Origin of the sequence: Geobacillus sp. Sah69 (genome assembly GCF_001414205.1) — a bacterium.
Classification (GTDB): Bacteria; Bacillota; Bacilli; order Bacillales; family Anoxybacillaceae; genus Geobacillus; species Geobacillus stearothermophilus.
In genome coordinates this window covers 1-15,263 of sequence record NZ_LLKS01000021.1, presented here as the reverse complement: position 1 = coordinate 15,263, position 15,263 = coordinate 1, and the positions used below count along the sequence as shown (strand labels likewise).

Genomic DNA, 15,263 nt, shown 5'->3' with positions numbered 1-15,263 from the left:
TTCGTTTATCACCACAACATGCACCTTACACACAAGCAAGATGCTTTCTTGTGCCGCACATGTATCCAAAATATCGATTTGTTGATATTGCTTTATAGTGCAAAATGTACTAGAATTTACAAATAGGAGGTTGTCGATTTTTGCAGAATGAGGAGAATTTACTCATGCATGGAAAATGGGACCGATACGTGTTTCTTAGTTTGCTAGTTTTGATTTTATCGGGAATCAGCTATGCTCACTGGAAAGGCCAACAACAGGACGAGCAGTTTCTAAAAGACTATACTGAGTATCAACAGGCGATTCAGTTGATGCAACAGGGACGGGCAGAGCAGGCTTTGCCGTTATTGCGGTCGTTGCTGGGCAAATACCCGGATCGTTACAACATCATGCGCACACTTGGTTTGGCGTATGCGATGAAAAATGATTTTCAGAAGGCTGCTTTTTATTACGAAAAAGCGATTAGAAAAAGGCCGTTCTTGCAACAGGATCCGATTTTCACGTTGCAATTTGGCGAGATTCTGTATTACAACGGTGAGTATGCGAAAGCTAAAGCATACTTGGAGCAAAGCAAACAACTGCCTGGATCAGAAACGTATCATGCTAGAATCGATGAACTGTTGTCTCAAATCCAGCATCAAAAATCATCATAAGGTGAGAAGCGAACATGTCTGATTGGTATAAGTATTTAAATATTGAACGTGATGAACATGAGGACCAACTGGATATGGAACGGGTCGATGCGATATTGTTTTGGGGGCTGGCATTCATTGTACTGGCCATTCCATTGATCGTTAGAGTGCATATTGGCGACTTTATCAGCCCGTCCATTACGGAAGCGGATATTTTGGATACGGGAAAGAAAGCAGATGTATTTACTTATTACAAACACATTTTATTGCTAATTTCCACTGCATGTTTAAGTCTATTATTTATATATAAGGTTGCTGTACTGAGGTACTCTATACCAAAAACAAAAATAAACATATCGTTGGCTTTGTTAGCGATCTTTATTACTTTGTCGGCTGTTTTTGCGCCTTATAAGACGCTTGCCCTTTATGGGATGTATGATAGAAACGAGGGAACAATTACTTACCTTTGCTATTTAATGTTGTTTTTTATCGCTGCGAATATTCATTATACAGAGAAGAGGCTAAAATGGGCGTTATATTGCCTATACCCGTTTGTCATGATTAACACTTTGTTAGGTATTGTTAATTTTTATGGTTATAACGTACTCGAGTTAAACTGGGTGAAAAAATTGCTTTACTCAAATCTTCCCCAAGGCGCAAAGTTGACGGAAGGTTCGCGGTTAATTGCAACCATTAACCACGGAAACTATGTAAGTGGGATTTCGGCTGTTCTTACGACCCTTTTCTTCACTTGGGCATTATTAGATAAAAATAAGATCAGAAGTATCGTAAATTTTGTGATGTCTTTACTATGTTTTGCCATGTTGTTAAGTTCGCTTTCGGTTAGTGGATTTCTTACATTGACTCTTATTCTTCCGATTGTCTTTTTATTTGTCTTTAAATCGATATATAAGCGTAAATTTGCAGTTACTTTTGCCACTTTTTTAGTCGGAGCAGCATGTGTTTATGTTGTAATGGTAAATCATAATCCGAAAGTATGGGATGAAACGTTTGGGTTTTTTATAAAAAGCAATCCGTTTGCAGAAGCTCGTGCTGTAGTCGATGAATTGCAGCAAGCTTTTGATGCAAGTCATGTATATGCGGAAACAGGATCGAATCAAGAAAATAAGGAGTATCAACTTCCACAACTTCCTGAATCAGGAGTTGGTCCTGGATCGGGACGTTTATACATATGGAAAAAAACGTGGGAACTTATTCAGTATCGTCCATTATTTGGATACGGTCTTGATACACTTCCTTACTTTTTCCCACAGGATGATCCTGAAAAGCAAGCCAATATCGAGACATATACTGTTATAGTCGATAAGCCGCATAACATGTACATCGGTATTGCTTACGGAGCTGGTGTGATTGCCCTGCTTGCGTTTGTTGCTTTCATTGTCAACATTGGGCTATTGACAATAAAACGTTTTATCAGTACGAAATTAGTTGATGATAAACAAGCTATTTTTGCAAGCGTCGCTATCGCTTGTGGTGCGTATCTCATTCAGGCGCTATTTAACGACTCTATCATCGGTACAGCCGTAATATTCTGGATATTGCTTGGATTGTTAGTCTCTTTCCTTATACAAAATAAGCAGGAAAAAGTGAGTTGATTTTAAATGGAGATGCCATTGGTTTCGATTGTGGTTGCTACGTATTTTCCGCGCACAGATTTTTTCGAGAAACAGTTGCAAAGCTTGAATAATCAAACGTACGAAAATATTGAAATCATCATCTGTGATGATAGTGCTAATGATGCAGAGTATGAAAAAGTAAAGAAAATGGTGGAAAATATTATCTCTAGGTTTCCATGCAAGGTAATAAGAAATGAAAAGAATGTTGGAAGCAATAAGACCTTTGAGCGACTAACACAAGAAGCTAATGGCGATTATATTTGTTACTGCGATCAAGATGATATATGGCTTTCTGAAAAGGTGGAGCGCTTAGTGAATCACATCACAAAATATCATTGCACACTCGTATATTCTGATTTGAGCTTAATAGATGAAAATGATCGTATCATTCATAAGAGTTTTAAGAGAAGCAATTTTAGACTAAAACATGTCCATGGTGACAATACTTTTGCCCACCTAATTAATAGAAATAGCGTCACAGGATGTGCAATGATGATTAGGGCTGATGTTGCGAAGAGTGCGATACCTTTTCCTGATTACGATGAATTCGTACATGATCATTGGTTAGCAATTCACGCAGCTGTTAAAGGTTCTTTAGGATATATTAAAGAACCTCTTGTTTGGTATCGGATTCATTTAGGGAATCAGATAGGGAATCAACGTTTGGTGAATATTACAAATATAAATGATTATATTCGACATCGAATAGAAAAACAGATGGATAAATATCACTTAATACTAGAAAGGTTACCATTAACACCACAACAAAAGCAACTTGTTTATTTTCAAATTCATTTAACGGAAGATAGAAAAAAATTTAGTCAGCAGCCTTGTTTAGGTAACTTTTTTAAAATAGTTCCCCTCATTAAATTTGATATTATTTTATTTTTGTTTGAATTAATGATTTTCACAGTACCCTTTACATGTTCAACATGGATTTTTAAAAAGTTAAAATATTAGTCTCACGAATGAGGAGTTAGAAATGCGACTATTAGGTGAGATCAGAAGCTTATTTTTACATAGAAGTTTGATTATGCAATTTATCAAAAGAGAAGTGAGGAGTCGTTATCAAGGTTCATATCTAGGCATTGTTTGGTCTTTTATCACACCACTAATGATGTTAATGATTTATACATTTGTCTTTAGTGTAGTATTCAAAGCTCGTTGGGGAACAAGTGCAGGGGATAGTAAAGTGGAATTCGCATTACTCTTATTTTCAGGACTTATTGTATTTAATATTTTTTCAGAAGTTTTATCTAGAGCGCCAATGTTAATTACGAGCAATGTTAATTATGTGAAAAAAGTAGTGTTTCCTTTGGAAATATTGCCTATAGTTATCCTTGGCTCTTCTTTATTCCATTTAGGAATTAATATAGTGATTTTAATTATCGCTATTTTAATTTTTATAGGAAAAATATATTGGACTGTAATCCTGCTTCCTTTAGTTCTGTTACCTATATGTCTATTCACATTAGGATTAGGATGGTTTTTAGCATCTTTAGGAGTGTATATTCGAGATATTGGGCAAGTAATGAGTGTAGTTATATCAGCTTTAATGTTTTTAAGCCCGATTTTCTATCCTATTTCGGCTATACCAAAAGAGCTGCAATTCTTATACTACCTCAATCCGATTAGTTATGTTGTTGAAGACATGCGGCGTGTTATGGTATGGGGACAACTACCGCACTGGAATTGGTTAATAATCGGTACATTATTAGGATTAATCATTGCGATGCTGGGATTTATATGGTTTAAGAAAACAAGAGGAGGTTTTGCGGATGTCCTCTGATATAGCTATAAAGGTAGAAAATTTGAGTAAGATCTATCAAATATATGATAAACCGATTGATCGACTCAAACAAAGTTTATTTAGAGGAAGGAGAAAGTATTATCGTGAATTTGTAGCTCTCAACAACATTTCGTTTCAAATTCGAAAAGGTGAGACGGTAGGGATAATTGGAAAAAATGGATCGGGAAAAAGTACTTTACTTCAAATACTAGCCGGAACATTGACACCTACTTCAGGTTCTGTTGAAGTAAACGGACGAGTGGCGGCTTTGCTCGAGTTAGGTAGCGGATTTAATCCAGAGTTTACAGGACGAGAAAATGTTTATATGAACGGAGCGATACTTGGTATTTCTAAAGAAGAGATGGATCGACGTTTTAACGAAATTGCAGAGTTTGCGGATATTGGTGATTTTATTGACCAACCAGTTAAAACATATTCAAGTGGGATGTATGTAAGGTTAGCATTTGCTGTGGCTATTAATGTAGATGCAGATATATTAATAGTTGACGAAGCTCTTGCAGTGGGTGATATGCAATTCCAATTAAAGTGTATCGAAAAGATGAAACAATATATAAAGAATGGCAAAACTATTTTATTTGTTAGCCATGATACATATCAAATTCGTAATTTCTGTGATAAAGTCATTTGGCTTATGGAGGGTGAAGTTGAGAAAATTGGCGATGTAATAGAAGTAACAACTTTGTACGAAAATTATATGAAAGAATATTCAGAAAATAATAACTCTATTGATGAAACGACTTTAGAAAGTGAGAAGAAAAAAGTAACAGTTCATAGAGTGTATTTTGAAGATATCCATGGGCGTTTAAAAAGAAATTTTAATTATGGGGATCCAATAAAGATTGTAGTAGAATACAGCTTACATTCACCAATAGATGGATTAGTGGGGGGAGTAGCAATCATTGATAAACAAAATACCTACATATGTGGATTAAATACAAAATTAGACAATATCCCATTACCTACAACACCTGGAACATATAAATTATCATTAATTTATACTAACAATACGTTACTGCCTAATAAGTTTTATGTAGACGTTGGTTTTTTTGAAAGTTCAGGCATAGTTAGATTAGATTACAAGAGTAAAATAAATGAATTTACGATAAAGTCTTCTGACTATATTGCTGAGGGAGTAATTTGCTTAGAACATAATTGGTACGTAGAGGAAGTGAGTCAAATTGAAGTATAACATAAAAATCGATATGAATGTAGAGAACTCTCAAACCTTGATACTAAAAAATATTAAACCTAATTCTATTGTATTAGAATTTGGTCCAGCATCAGGGTATATGACAGAATATATGAAAAAAGCATTAAACTGCAAAGTATATGGTGTAGAAATCGATCCGCATTTTGCAGAGAAAGCAAAGAAATTTGCAGAAGAGGTTATTGTAGGGGACATAGAAGATTATGAATGGGTTGACCGTTATCATTCAATAAAGTTTGATTATATCATTTTTGCGGATGTCCTTGAACATTTAAAAAATCCACATCAGGTACTATTAAAATCATTAAACTTATTAAAGGAAGAAGGAGATGTTATCATCTCTATTCCTAATATTTCTCATAATGCGATTATTATGGAGTTGATGGAAGGAAAATTTGAATATAAGCATGAAGGTCTCCTAGATGATACGCATTTGCGTTTTTTTACTCGTCAAAGTGTATTGGGGTTACTAGATAGTGTAGGTCTTTTCCCTACTAATATACAAACAACTGTTCTTAGTCCAGAGCAAACTGAATTTAAGCAGGATTATAGAAAATTTCCTGAGCCTGTTTCAACTTTTCTGAAAGATAGACAAGACGGGCATGTATATCAATATATAGTAAGTGCTAGAAAAAAGAGTTCTTTAGGAAATGAGCAACTAAATAAAAAATTTGATTTGATTTTTGATAGATACGATACAAGTAAATATCTTCAAATATTTTGGCAGGAAGAAGATTGTAAATATTTTTCGGAGGGAGCATCCAAAAGATACACGCTACAATTAAATAGGGAAACTAAAATCGATATAGATATTCCTTCGGATGTGTTAAAAAATAGAGTAAGAATTGATCCTGTTAATTGTGAGGCCTTTATAAAGATTTATAAAATAAAAATAATGTTAAAGAATGGTGATGTTTTACACACCTATAAGACAAAAGAAGAGATTTCGAAATTGTTAGTGCCTATTCATGATTTGTTAGTTAACTATGTTCAAGAAAATGAGAATGGTTTGGAATTCCTTTCGATTGGTAGAGATCCACAATTGCAGGTGAATGGGTTGGAGAAGTATTCGGACTATAATCAAGACATAATAATTAGCATAGAAATAAAAATAGATGAAGACTATAAGAAATATTTAATATCATGTTGGGAAAAACTTTATCAACACAACTGTTTTTTACAAAAAATGGTTGGTAATAATTAAATAGAAATACATGAATCTCAGTAAGAAAGTTACATTTAAGAGAAACAATTTAAAGTTTAGTTGGCAGAAGAGTGCAATATATTTTTTAAATATATATCATAAATGGGTTTGTATAGGTTTTGTATTGGTGTAATATGTGAGAAATATTTTTATGCGTAAAGGATTTATGAGGTGAATAATTAAATGATACCCAATTGCGATATAATTATCCCGGTTTATAATGCGGTAAACGAATTAAAAGAATGTGTTGACTCTATTCTAAAATATACAGATGAAGTGAACTATAGAATTATTATTATAAATGATTGTAGTCCAGATCCGGAGGTTAAAAATTATCTCAATACTCTTGTAGAGCATGAAAAAATATTAGTGATAGAGAATGAGAAAAATTTGGGGTTTGTTGGTACTGTAAATGTAGGAATGAGAATATCCAAAAATGATGTAGTTTTACTAAATAGTGATACAGTAGTAACCGATGGCTGGTTAAAGAAGATTATCAATGCAGCTTATATGGATGAAAATATAGCAACAGTCACACCGTTGACAAACAATGGAACTATTTGCTCAGTACCTAATTTTAATGAAGATAACGAAATGCCACATGGCTTTTCAGTAGATTCGTTTGCCCAATTTATTGAAAAAACTTCGTTAAATTTGTTTCCAGAGATCCCTACTGCTGTAGGTTTTTGCATGTTTATTAAGAGAAAAGTTTTAGACGAAATTGGTTTATTTGACGAAGAAACCTTTGGTAAAGGTTATGGTGAGGAAAATGATTTTTGTTGCAGAGTTATTGAACATGGTTATAGAAATATTTTAGCAGATAATGTATTTATTTATCATAAAGGATCAATGTCTTTTCAAGGCGAAAAGCTAAAACTAATGAAAGAGAATGGAAAAAAATTAAATGAAAAATATCCTTACTATGATAAAATGATTGCGAATTTTATAAGAGAAAATCCTTTAAAAAAGATTCATGAGAACATTCAATACAGAATGGAAGAATACAGAAACGAAACGGATGGAAATATTCTTTTTATCATGCATAACTTTTTTGATGAGGCTTATAACCACTCTATCGGTGGAACAGAATTCCATGTAAAGGATATTATTCAAAATATACAAAATTACAATGCCTATGTTTTATCCGGTAATATGAAAGAGTTAATTTTAAAACATTTTTATTTGGGAGAGTTAAAAACAACTTATCATTTTAAATTAAAAGAACCTATTAACCTAACTCATTTTCGAAATAAATATTATGCTGAAGTTCTTGAGCAAATTATGACATCATTTAATATAGATCTAATTCATATCCATCATTTAAAACAGCATACTTTTGACGTTCCATTTGTGGCTAAGAAGCTAGGAATAAAAGTCATTTTTACTCTACATGATTATTATTTGTTTTGTCCAAAAACAAATTTACTAGATGAAAATTATGAATATTGTATTGATTCAAGAAGCGAATATAAATGTAGAAATTGTCTAAGAAAAGCTTATGGTTTTTATACACCGTTTATTAATAAATGGAAACAACATGTTGAAAAATTGATTGAACAAGTTGACCTATTTATATGCCCATCTAAATCAACAGAGGAGTTGTTTGTAAGAGAGTTCGGCCAAAAAATTAAAAATAAAATTACAACCATAGAACATGGGATTGAAGAAATAAAAGATAATTACTCAAAGCATCAAAGAAAAAACAGAATTGAACAAAAAAGTTCATCTTATAAAATCGGTTTTTTAGGGGGACTGTCCCCTGTTAAAGGAAGTAATGTTATATATGAAGTAATTACTTCTTATCCTAAGCAAAATGTAGAATGGCACCTTATTGGAGAATTAGGAGACCCGAAACTTACTTTGTTAAATCAGGTTAATGTGATTAAACATGGAAGGTATAAAAGAGAAAGTATCCAGGAAATTTTGGAAAGTATAGGTTTAGATTTGATATGTTTCTTCTCGCAATGTCCGGAAACATATTCTTATACGCTCTCTGAAGCATGGAGAAGCAATATACCAGTTTTAGTCACCCCTATTGGTGCGTTGAAAGAGAGGGTGGAAAAAAATGGAGGTGGATGGGTTGCTGAAGGTATGGACTCTAAGTCAATAATGAAGAAATTGGATGAAATTATGAATAGTACTGTAGAAGATTGGGAAAAAGTAAAGGATAATATTCGAAAATTTAAATATAGAACTAAAAAAGAAATGATGGAAGATTATATTCAATTATATAACAAATTCATAAGTGAAAAAGAAAAAACTACTCTTCAAAGTAATCATAAGAAGTTTACTAATGAAGAAGTATATTTAGCTGCTAAATATTTCAAGCCGATCCTTGAAGGTATGTCTGTTCTCCAATACAATAATAAAATTCATGAACTTCAGATGGAACTAAATAGTATAAAAAATACTATAGGTTGGAAAATACTTGATTATCTTAGAAAAAATTATCCACAGTTCATTGAAGTAACTAAAAGAGTGATTTATTTGGTTTTAAAAATGAGAAGATCTTAGACTTAAATATTATATTCTTTAATTGTAATTTGAAAATTGGTGTTAGATAGAGGAGAAAATAAGACATGAAAGGAATCATTTTAGCAGGTGGTAGCGGCACACGCCTATACCCTTTGACCAAGGCAATATCTAAGCAGCTATTACCAATATACGATAAACCAATGATTTATTATCCATTATCTGTTTTGATGCTCGCAGGTATTCGCGATATTCTTATCATCTCTACTCCAGAGGATACTCCGCGCTTTGAACAGCTTCTTGGTGATGGGAGTGATTTGGGAATCTCTTTATCTTATGCTGTTCAACCATCACCAGATGGCTTGGCACAAGCTTTTATTATTGGAGAAGAGTTCATTGGTAATGATAATGTAGCTCTTATTCTTGGAGACAATATTTTTTACGGTCATGGATTTACGGCGATGTTGGAGCGAGCTGCATCCAGAAAAAGCGGAGCCACCATTTTTGGGTACAATGTAAAAGATCCTGAACGTTTCGGTGTGGTCGAATTTGATGAGAATGGTAAAGTGGTTTCTATTGAAGAGAAACCGAAAAAGCCTAAGTCTACATATGCTGTAACAGGTTTATATTTTTATGATAATCGTGTCATTGACATCGCTAAGTCGCTTAAACCTTCTGCTCGCGGGGAACTTGAAATAACCGATGTAAACAAAACTTATTTAGAAATGGGCGAACTTCATGTTGAGTTGCTTGGGCGTGGTTTTGCTTGGTTAGATACAGGGACGCATGAATCGCTATTAGAGGCTTCACTTTTTATTGAAACAATTGAGAAAAGGCAAAGCTTAAAAGTAGCTTGTCTAGAAGAGATTGCGTATCGTAAAGGTTATATTTCGAGAGAACAGTTGTTAAAGCTAGCGGATCCTTTAAAGAAAAATGGTTACGGACAATATTTGCTCGATATTGCCAATCGGGTTAGTAAAGAAGGTGAATTGGTTGAAAATTATTGAAACGAAATTTAAAGATGTATTTCTTTTAGAGCCGAAAGTGTTTGGTGACCATCGCGGGTTCTTTATGGAAAGTTACAATGATAAAGTTTTCAAAGAATTAGGATTCAATTACGAGTTTGTTCAAGATAATCATTCTTTATCTGTAGAAGTTGGAACGTTAAGAGGTCTTCATTATCAACTTGAGCCCTTTGCTCAAACGAAGTTAGTTCGGGTGATTCGAGGAGCCATTTATGATGTGATTGTTGATATTCGTAAAGGGTCCCCAACCTATGGCGAGTGGCAAGGATTTATTTTAAGCGAATGGAATAAGCGACAATTGTTAGTTCCAAAGGGATTTGCGCATGGATTTTGTACGATTGTACCGAATACAGAGGTGCTATATAAAGTAGATAATTATTATTCACCAGAGCATGATCGTGGAATTTGCTGGAATGATCCGGATTTAAATATTGATTGGCCAACAAATTCACCGATTCTGTCTGAAAAAGACAGTAAGCACCCTAGGTTGGTAGAAGCAGAAAATAATTTTATTTATTAAGGGAAGGAAATACAGATGAAAGTATTAATTACAGGAGGAGCAGGTTTTATTGGCAGTAATTTTGTCCGTTACATGGTTCGAAAATATCCAAGCTATCAGATTATTAATCTAGATGCACTTACATATGCCGGGAATTTGGAAAATGTAAAAGAGGTGGAAAATGAGCCGAATTATCGCTTTGAAAAAGGCGATATTACCGATCGAGAATTGATTGAATCGTTATTTACAGAAGGTATAGATGCGGTTGTGAATTTTGCGGCTGAGTCGCATGTAGACCGTAGTATTGCTGATCCAGGAATATTTGTAAAGACAAATGTTCAAGGTACACAAGTGTTGTTGGATGCAGCGAAAAAGTATGGTGTGAAAAAATATATACAGATTTCTACTGATGAAGTATATGGGACATTAGGAGAAACAGGTTATTTTACGGAAACAACACCGTTAGCTCCAAACAGTCCATACAGTGCAAGTAAAGCTGGTGCGGATCTTTTAGTACGGGCGTATCATGAAACATACGGATTGCCAGTAAATATTACAAGATGCTCTAACAATTATGGTCCGTATCATTTTCCAGAAAAGTTAATTCCATTAATGATTATTAATGCCCTTAATGATCAACCGCTCCCAGTTTATGGAGATGGTTTAAATGTTCGTGACTGGCTTCATGTAGAAGATCATTGTTCTGCGATTGATTTAGTGTTACATAAAGGGAGAAATGGAGAAGTATACAATATTGGCGGCAATAATGAGCGAACAAATATCCAAGTAGTAAAAGCGATTTTGCGATACTTAAATAAACCGGAATCACTCATTACGTTTGTTGAGGATCGCCTTGGTCACGATCGGCGTTACGCCATTGATGCGACAAAAATCCGTAAAGAGTTAGGATGGAAGCCGAAATATACGTTCGAAGAAGGATTAAAGAAAACGATTGACTGGTATTTAGAAAATCGTTCTTGGTGGGAAAACATTTTATCGGGTGAATATAAAGAATATTATCAAAGACAATATGGACAAAAGTTAGGGAGATTATAATGAAGATTATTGTTACTGGGGCAAACGGGCAGTTAGGTCAAGAGCTTGTACGGCAACTACAACAAATGAACTTTGAACTATATTCGTTTACAAAAAGGGATTTGGATATTACGAATGAGAGCATAGTAAATGATGTTATTACAAAGATTGAGCCTGATATCATCATAAACGCTGCTGCCTATACAAAAGTCGATCAGGCGGAAGTGGAAGAAGAAACAGCTTATTTAGTGAATGCGTTTGGACAAAGAAGCTTGGCGGCGGCAGCTGAAAAAGTTGGAGCGAAAATATGTTACATTAGTACCGATTATGTATTTGACGGGAATTCAACGGTTCCTTATAGGGAATATGATCAAACAAATCCGTTGGGAGTGTACGGAAAATCGAAGCTTGTTGGTGAGGAACTAACAAAATCGTTATGTTCTCGGTATTTTATTGTGAGAACGGCATGGGTATACGGTGAGTTTGGACAGAACTTTGTCAAAACAATGCTTCGGCTAGCGAAAGAAAAAGAAGAAATAGGTGTTGTAAATGATCAAATAGGCGCGCCTACGTATACTGTTGACTTAGCACGTTTTATTATTGAATTAGTACAAACGGAGAAGTTCGGCATATATCATTGTACGAATAGTGGTTCTTGCTCTTGGTATGAGTTTGCGAAAGCCATTTTTGAAGAAAGTAATATCAGTGTGAAGGTCAATCCAATCACGACGGAACAAATTCCTAGACCGGCAGCACGCCCTAAATACTCTGTATTAGATAATTTTGCGATGAAGGTGAATGGGTTTTCAATGCTAAGACATTGGCGTGAAGCGTTGAAAGAATTTTTGAGAAGTGATTTTAGGGTTTGAAGTGATATATTTACAATAGATCAATTATTTACTATAATCCGGTTAGTTAGGCCGGATTATTTTTTTACAAGCAGGTGAAACAATGGATATTAGCATTATTATCGTCAATTACAATACACCCAAACTAACTATTGAGGCGATTGAATCTATCTTAAAATCTAAAACAAAATATAGTTATGAAATTATTGTTGTCGATAATCATTCTTCGGATGATTCCGTCCATATCATCAAGGGAGAGTTCCAGAATGTGGTGGTGATTGAAAATAAACAAAATGTAGGATTTTCAAAGGCAAATAATCAAGCAATAAAATTGTCGAAAGGACGCTATATTTTGTTGTTAAATTCTGATACAATTGTAAGAGAAGATACCATTGAGAAAATGATAGAATTTATGGATAAAAATAAAAAGGTTGGAGCAAGTGGTTGCAAGGTCATTTTGCCAAATGGAGAATTGGATTGGGCTTGTCATCGGGGATTTCCAACTCCACAGGCTTCCTTCTACTATTTAGTGGGATTGGCGAGGCTTTTTCCTAAAAGTCCGCGATTTAATCAGTATCATCTCGGCTATATGAATTTGAACGAACCGCATCCAATCGATTGTTTGGTAGGGGCATTTATGATCGTGCGCAGAGAGGTGATTGAGCAAGTTGGATTATTAGATGAACAGTTTTTTATGTACGGTGAAGATATCGATTGGTGCTATCGAATCAAACAGGCGGGTTGGGAGATTTATTATTGCCCGTTTACAAGCATTATCCATTACAAAGGAGCAAGTAGCCAAAAGAAACCTTTTAAAATTGTTTATGAATTTCATCGGGCGATGTGTTTATTCCATAGGAAGCATTATGCTAGAAAATATCCATTTATCGTAAATTGTTTGGTTTATACGGGCATAGCAGCCAAGTTCATACTTTCTGCAATAATCAACACTTTTCGAAAAATAGGTGGTTAAGGTGATTAGAGGAAGAGAGCGGTTTTTAACGAAGCTTTATGCATTTGTCGATTTTGCGATGATGCAAGGAGCTTTTTTCTTAGCTTGGGTGTTGAAATTTAAAGTGTTTCACAACGGTGTTGGCGGTCATTTGCCATTGGAAGATTATTTGTTTTGGAGCTTCGTTTATGGCGCTATTGCTATTGTAATAGGATATTTAGTAGAATTGTACGCCCCCAAACGGAAAGAGAAGTTTTCTAATGAGTTAGCGAAGGTATTGCAAGTACATACGTTGAGCATGTTTGTTTTATTAAGCGTGCTCTTTACTTTTAAAACTGTTGATGTGTCGCGGTCGTTTCTATTGCTATATTTCGCGTGGAATTTGATTTTAGTTTCTATATACCGTTACATTGTAAAACAAAGCCTTCGCACATTAAGAAAAAAAGGGTATAACAAACAGTTTGTTTTAATTATTGGTGCAGGATCGATTGGCAGAAAGTATTTTGAAAATCTTCAAATGCATCCGGAATTCGGGTTGGAGGTTGTTGGATTTTTAGATGACTTTCGAACGAAACATGCGCCGGAGTTTGCTCATTATAAACCGATTATTGGACAAACTGCTGATCTTGAGCATGTATTGAGCCATCAGTTAATTGACGAAGTAATTGTTGCACTTCCTCTACAAGCATATCCTAAGTATCGAGAAATTATAGCAGTATGTGAAAAAATGGGCGTTCGGGTTTCGATTATTCCTGATTTTTATGATATATTGCCAGCAGCTCCTCATTTCGAGATTTTCGGAGATTTACCAATCATCAATGTAAGGGATGTGCCGTTGGATGAATTAAGGAATCGCGTATTGAAGCGTTCGTTTGATATAGTGTTTTCATTGGTTGCTATTATTGTCACGTCTCCAATTATGTTGCTAATTGCGATAGGGATTAAATTGACTTCTCCTGGTCCGATTATTTTTAAACAAGAAAGGGTCGGATTGAATAGAAGGACATTTTATATGTATAAGTTTCGCTCTATGAAGCCAATGCCTCAGTCTGTCTCAGATACACAATGGACAGTTGAAAGTGATCCACGTCGGACGAAATTCGGAGCGTTTTTGCGGAAAACGAGTTTAGACGAGTTACCTCAGTTCTTTAATGTACTGAAAGGCGATATGAGTATCGTTGGTCCGCGGCCTGAACGTCCTTTTTTTGTCGAAAAGTTTAAGAAAGAAATTCCAAAATATATGATTAAACATCATGTCCGCCCAGGAATCACCGGATGGGCTCAAGTGTGTGGATTACGGGGGGATACCTCGATTCAAGAAAGGATTGAACATGATCTTTTTTACATAGAGAACTGGAGCTTGTGGCTAGACATAAAAATCATTTTGCTTACAATTACCAATGGTTTGGTAAATAAAAATGCATATTAGGTTCTTCTGTCATTTGATATTTGATTGGGTAAGTGGGAATTTTTGTAGTGTCACCATTTTATAAAAGAGTGTATGGTAGATAACATTTTGATGTAACTATTCACCCCAGTGCTAGTGTATAAAAAAGCCCAGCACAAATAGGGCATTTCGGTCATAGAAAATGCCCTAGGTAGCGGAAAGAACTCGATCGATCGTTTCGCCTGCCAACAGAAGACATAACGAATCCCACACGTTTTTTTCGTGTTTCGTCAGTGTGGAAACGATGCTTCTTGCGATGCAAAACGACTGCGCGAATGTTTCTTCGCGAAACGTACCCGAAATGTTCTCTTTGACTTTGACCATGCGAAGATCGCGTTCGGCTTGGTTGTTATCAAAGGGAACATGTACTTCACGTAAGAAACGCAGCGCTTCTTCCTTTCGTTTTTGAAGGCGTCGAACAAAAGCGAGTGCTTTTTTCGGAAGAGGCGTCATCGTTTCTAATCGGTGTTGTGCTCTTTCTAGGATGCGATCTTACAC

At 34.8% G+C, this 15,263-nt stretch carries 13 protein-coding genes and 1 pseudogene; 13 read left to right on the top strand and 1 reads right to left on the bottom strand.

Annotated elements, in window-relative coordinates:
* Positions 1-164: 164 nt before the first annotated feature.
* The 13 genes from AP057_RS03750 to AP057_RS03690 all read left to right on the top strand — a co-directional run bounded on the left by AP057_RS03750 (position 165) and on the right by AP057_RS03690 (position 14,747).
* Positions 165-650: a M48 family metallopeptidase gene (locus tag AP057_RS03750; protein ID WP_055358117.1), complete on the top strand. Its 486-nt coding sequence runs from the start codon at positions 165-167 to the stop codon at positions 648-650.
* Positions 651-664: 14 nt separating this feature from the next.
* A complete protein-coding gene (locus AP057_RS03745; protein ID WP_055358116.1) occupies positions 665-2,245 on the top strand; it encodes an O-antigen ligase in 1,581 nt (526 codons plus the stop codon).
* A gap of 12 nt (positions 2,246-2,257) precedes the next feature.
* On the top strand, positions 2,258-3,226 hold the full coding sequence (locus AP057_RS03740) for a glycosyltransferase family 2 protein (protein ID WP_235468456.1): 969 nt from the start codon (positions 2,258-2,260) through the stop codon (positions 3,224-3,226).
* 22 nt (positions 3,227-3,248) lie between these two features.
* A complete protein-coding gene (locus tag AP057_RS03735; protein ID WP_055358114.1) occupies positions 3,249-4,055 on the top strand; it encodes an ABC transporter permease in 807 nt (268 codons plus the stop codon).
* Positions 4,045-5,265 carry an ABC transporter ATP-binding protein gene (locus AP057_RS03730; RefSeq protein ID WP_020278812.1) on the top strand — a complete coding sequence of 407 codons (1,221 nt, stop codon included), beginning with the start codon at positions 4,045-4,047 and terminating at the stop codon, positions 5,263-5,265. Before AP057_RS03735 ends, AP057_RS03730 begins: the two co-directional genes overlap by 11 nt.
* Positions 5,255-6,487: a bifunctional 2-polyprenyl-6-hydroxyphenol methylase/3-demethylubiquinol 3-O-methyltransferase UbiG gene (locus AP057_RS03725; protein ID WP_050582816.1), complete on the top strand. Its 1,233-nt coding sequence runs from the start codon at positions 5,255-5,257 to the stop codon at positions 6,485-6,487. Before AP057_RS03730 ends, AP057_RS03725 begins: the two co-directional genes overlap by 11 nt.
* Before the next feature lie 183 nt (positions 6,488-6,670).
* Complete coding sequence (locus AP057_RS03720; protein ID WP_055358113.1) at positions 6,671-9,001, top strand: glycosyltransferase; 2,331 nt, start codon at positions 6,671-6,673, stop codon at positions 8,999-9,001.
* 65 nt (positions 9,002-9,066) lie between these two features.
* Positions 9,067-9,966 carry a glucose-1-phosphate thymidyltransferase RmlA gene (rmlA, locus tag AP057_RS03715; RefSeq protein WP_020279810.1) on the top strand — a complete coding sequence of 300 codons (900 nt, stop codon included), beginning with the start codon at positions 9,067-9,069 and terminating at the stop codon, positions 9,964-9,966.
* Positions 9,953-10,504 (top strand): dTDP-4-dehydrorhamnose 3,5-epimerase, encoded by a 552-nt coding sequence (gene rfbC, locus AP057_RS03710; protein ID WP_033012889.1) that lies wholly within the window; start codon positions 9,953-9,955, stop codon positions 10,502-10,504. Before rmlA ends, rfbC begins: the two co-directional genes overlap by 14 nt.
* A gap of 15 nt (positions 10,505-10,519) precedes the next feature.
* Positions 10,520-11,539, top strand: coding sequence for a dTDP-glucose 4,6-dehydratase (rfbB, locus tag AP057_RS03705; protein ID WP_020279811.1), 1,020 nt, complete (start codon positions 10,520-10,522; stop codon positions 11,537-11,539).
* A complete protein-coding gene (gene rfbD, locus AP057_RS03700; protein WP_020279812.1) occupies positions 11,539-12,387 on the top strand; it encodes a dTDP-4-dehydrorhamnose reductase in 849 nt (282 codons plus the stop codon). Before rfbB ends, rfbD begins: the two co-directional genes overlap by 1 nt.
* 82 nt (positions 12,388-12,469) lie before the next feature.
* Positions 12,470-13,339 carry a glycosyltransferase family 2 protein gene (locus AP057_RS03695; protein WP_055358112.1) on the top strand — a complete coding sequence of 290 codons (870 nt, stop codon included), beginning with the start codon at positions 12,470-12,472 and terminating at the stop codon, positions 13,337-13,339.
* Position 13,340: 1 nt separating this feature from the next.
* Positions 13,341-14,747 carry an undecaprenyl-phosphate glucose phosphotransferase gene (locus AP057_RS03690; RefSeq protein ID WP_033012891.1) on the top strand — a complete coding sequence of 469 codons (1,407 nt, stop codon included), beginning with the start codon at positions 13,341-13,343 and terminating at the stop codon, positions 14,745-14,747.
* 165 nt (positions 14,748-14,912) lie between these two features.
* Here the strand turns inward: AP057_RS03690 and AP057_RS03685 are convergent.
* Positions 14,913-15,257: pseudogene (locus AP057_RS03685) on the bottom strand (transposase); the annotation flags it as partial.
* Positions 15,258-15,263 lie beyond the last annotated feature (6 nt).

Excerpts from the sequence above, each read along its gene's own strand:
- rmlA (WP_020279810.1), top strand. The coding sequence starts at position 9,067 with ATGAAAGGAATCATTTTAGCAGGTGGTAGCGGCACACGCCTATACCCT.
- AP057_RS03720 (WP_055358113.1), top strand. The coding sequence starts at position 6,671 with ATGATACCCAATTGCGATATAATTATCCCGGTTTATAATGCGGTAAAC.
- AP057_RS03745 (WP_055358116.1), top strand. The coding sequence starts at position 665 with ATGTCTGATTGGTATAAGTATTTAAATATTGAACGTGATGAACATGAG.
- AP057_RS03730 (WP_020278812.1), top strand. The coding sequence starts at position 4,045 with ATGTCCTCTGATATAGCTATAAAGGTAGAAAATTTGAGTAAGATCTAT.
- AP057_RS03750 (WP_055358117.1), top strand. The coding sequence starts at position 165 with ATGCATGGAAAATGGGACCGATACGTGTTTCTTAGTTTGCTAGTTTTG.
- AP057_RS03735 (WP_055358114.1), top strand. The coding sequence starts at position 3,249 with ATGCGACTATTAGGTGAGATCAGAAGCTTATTTTTACATAGAAGTTTG.
- AP057_RS03740 (WP_235468456.1), top strand. The coding sequence starts at position 2,258 with ATGCCATTGGTTTCGATTGTGGTTGCTACGTATTTTCCGCGCACAGAT.
- rfbD (WP_020279812.1), top strand. The coding sequence starts at position 11,539 with ATGAAGATTATTGTTACTGGGGCAAACGGGCAGTTAGGTCAAGAGCTT.
- AP057_RS03695 (WP_055358112.1), top strand. The coding sequence starts at position 12,470 with ATGGATATTAGCATTATTATCGTCAATTACAATACACCCAAACTAACT.
- rfbB (WP_020279811.1), top strand. The coding sequence starts at position 10,520 with ATGAAAGTATTAATTACAGGAGGAGCAGGTTTTATTGGCAGTAATTTT.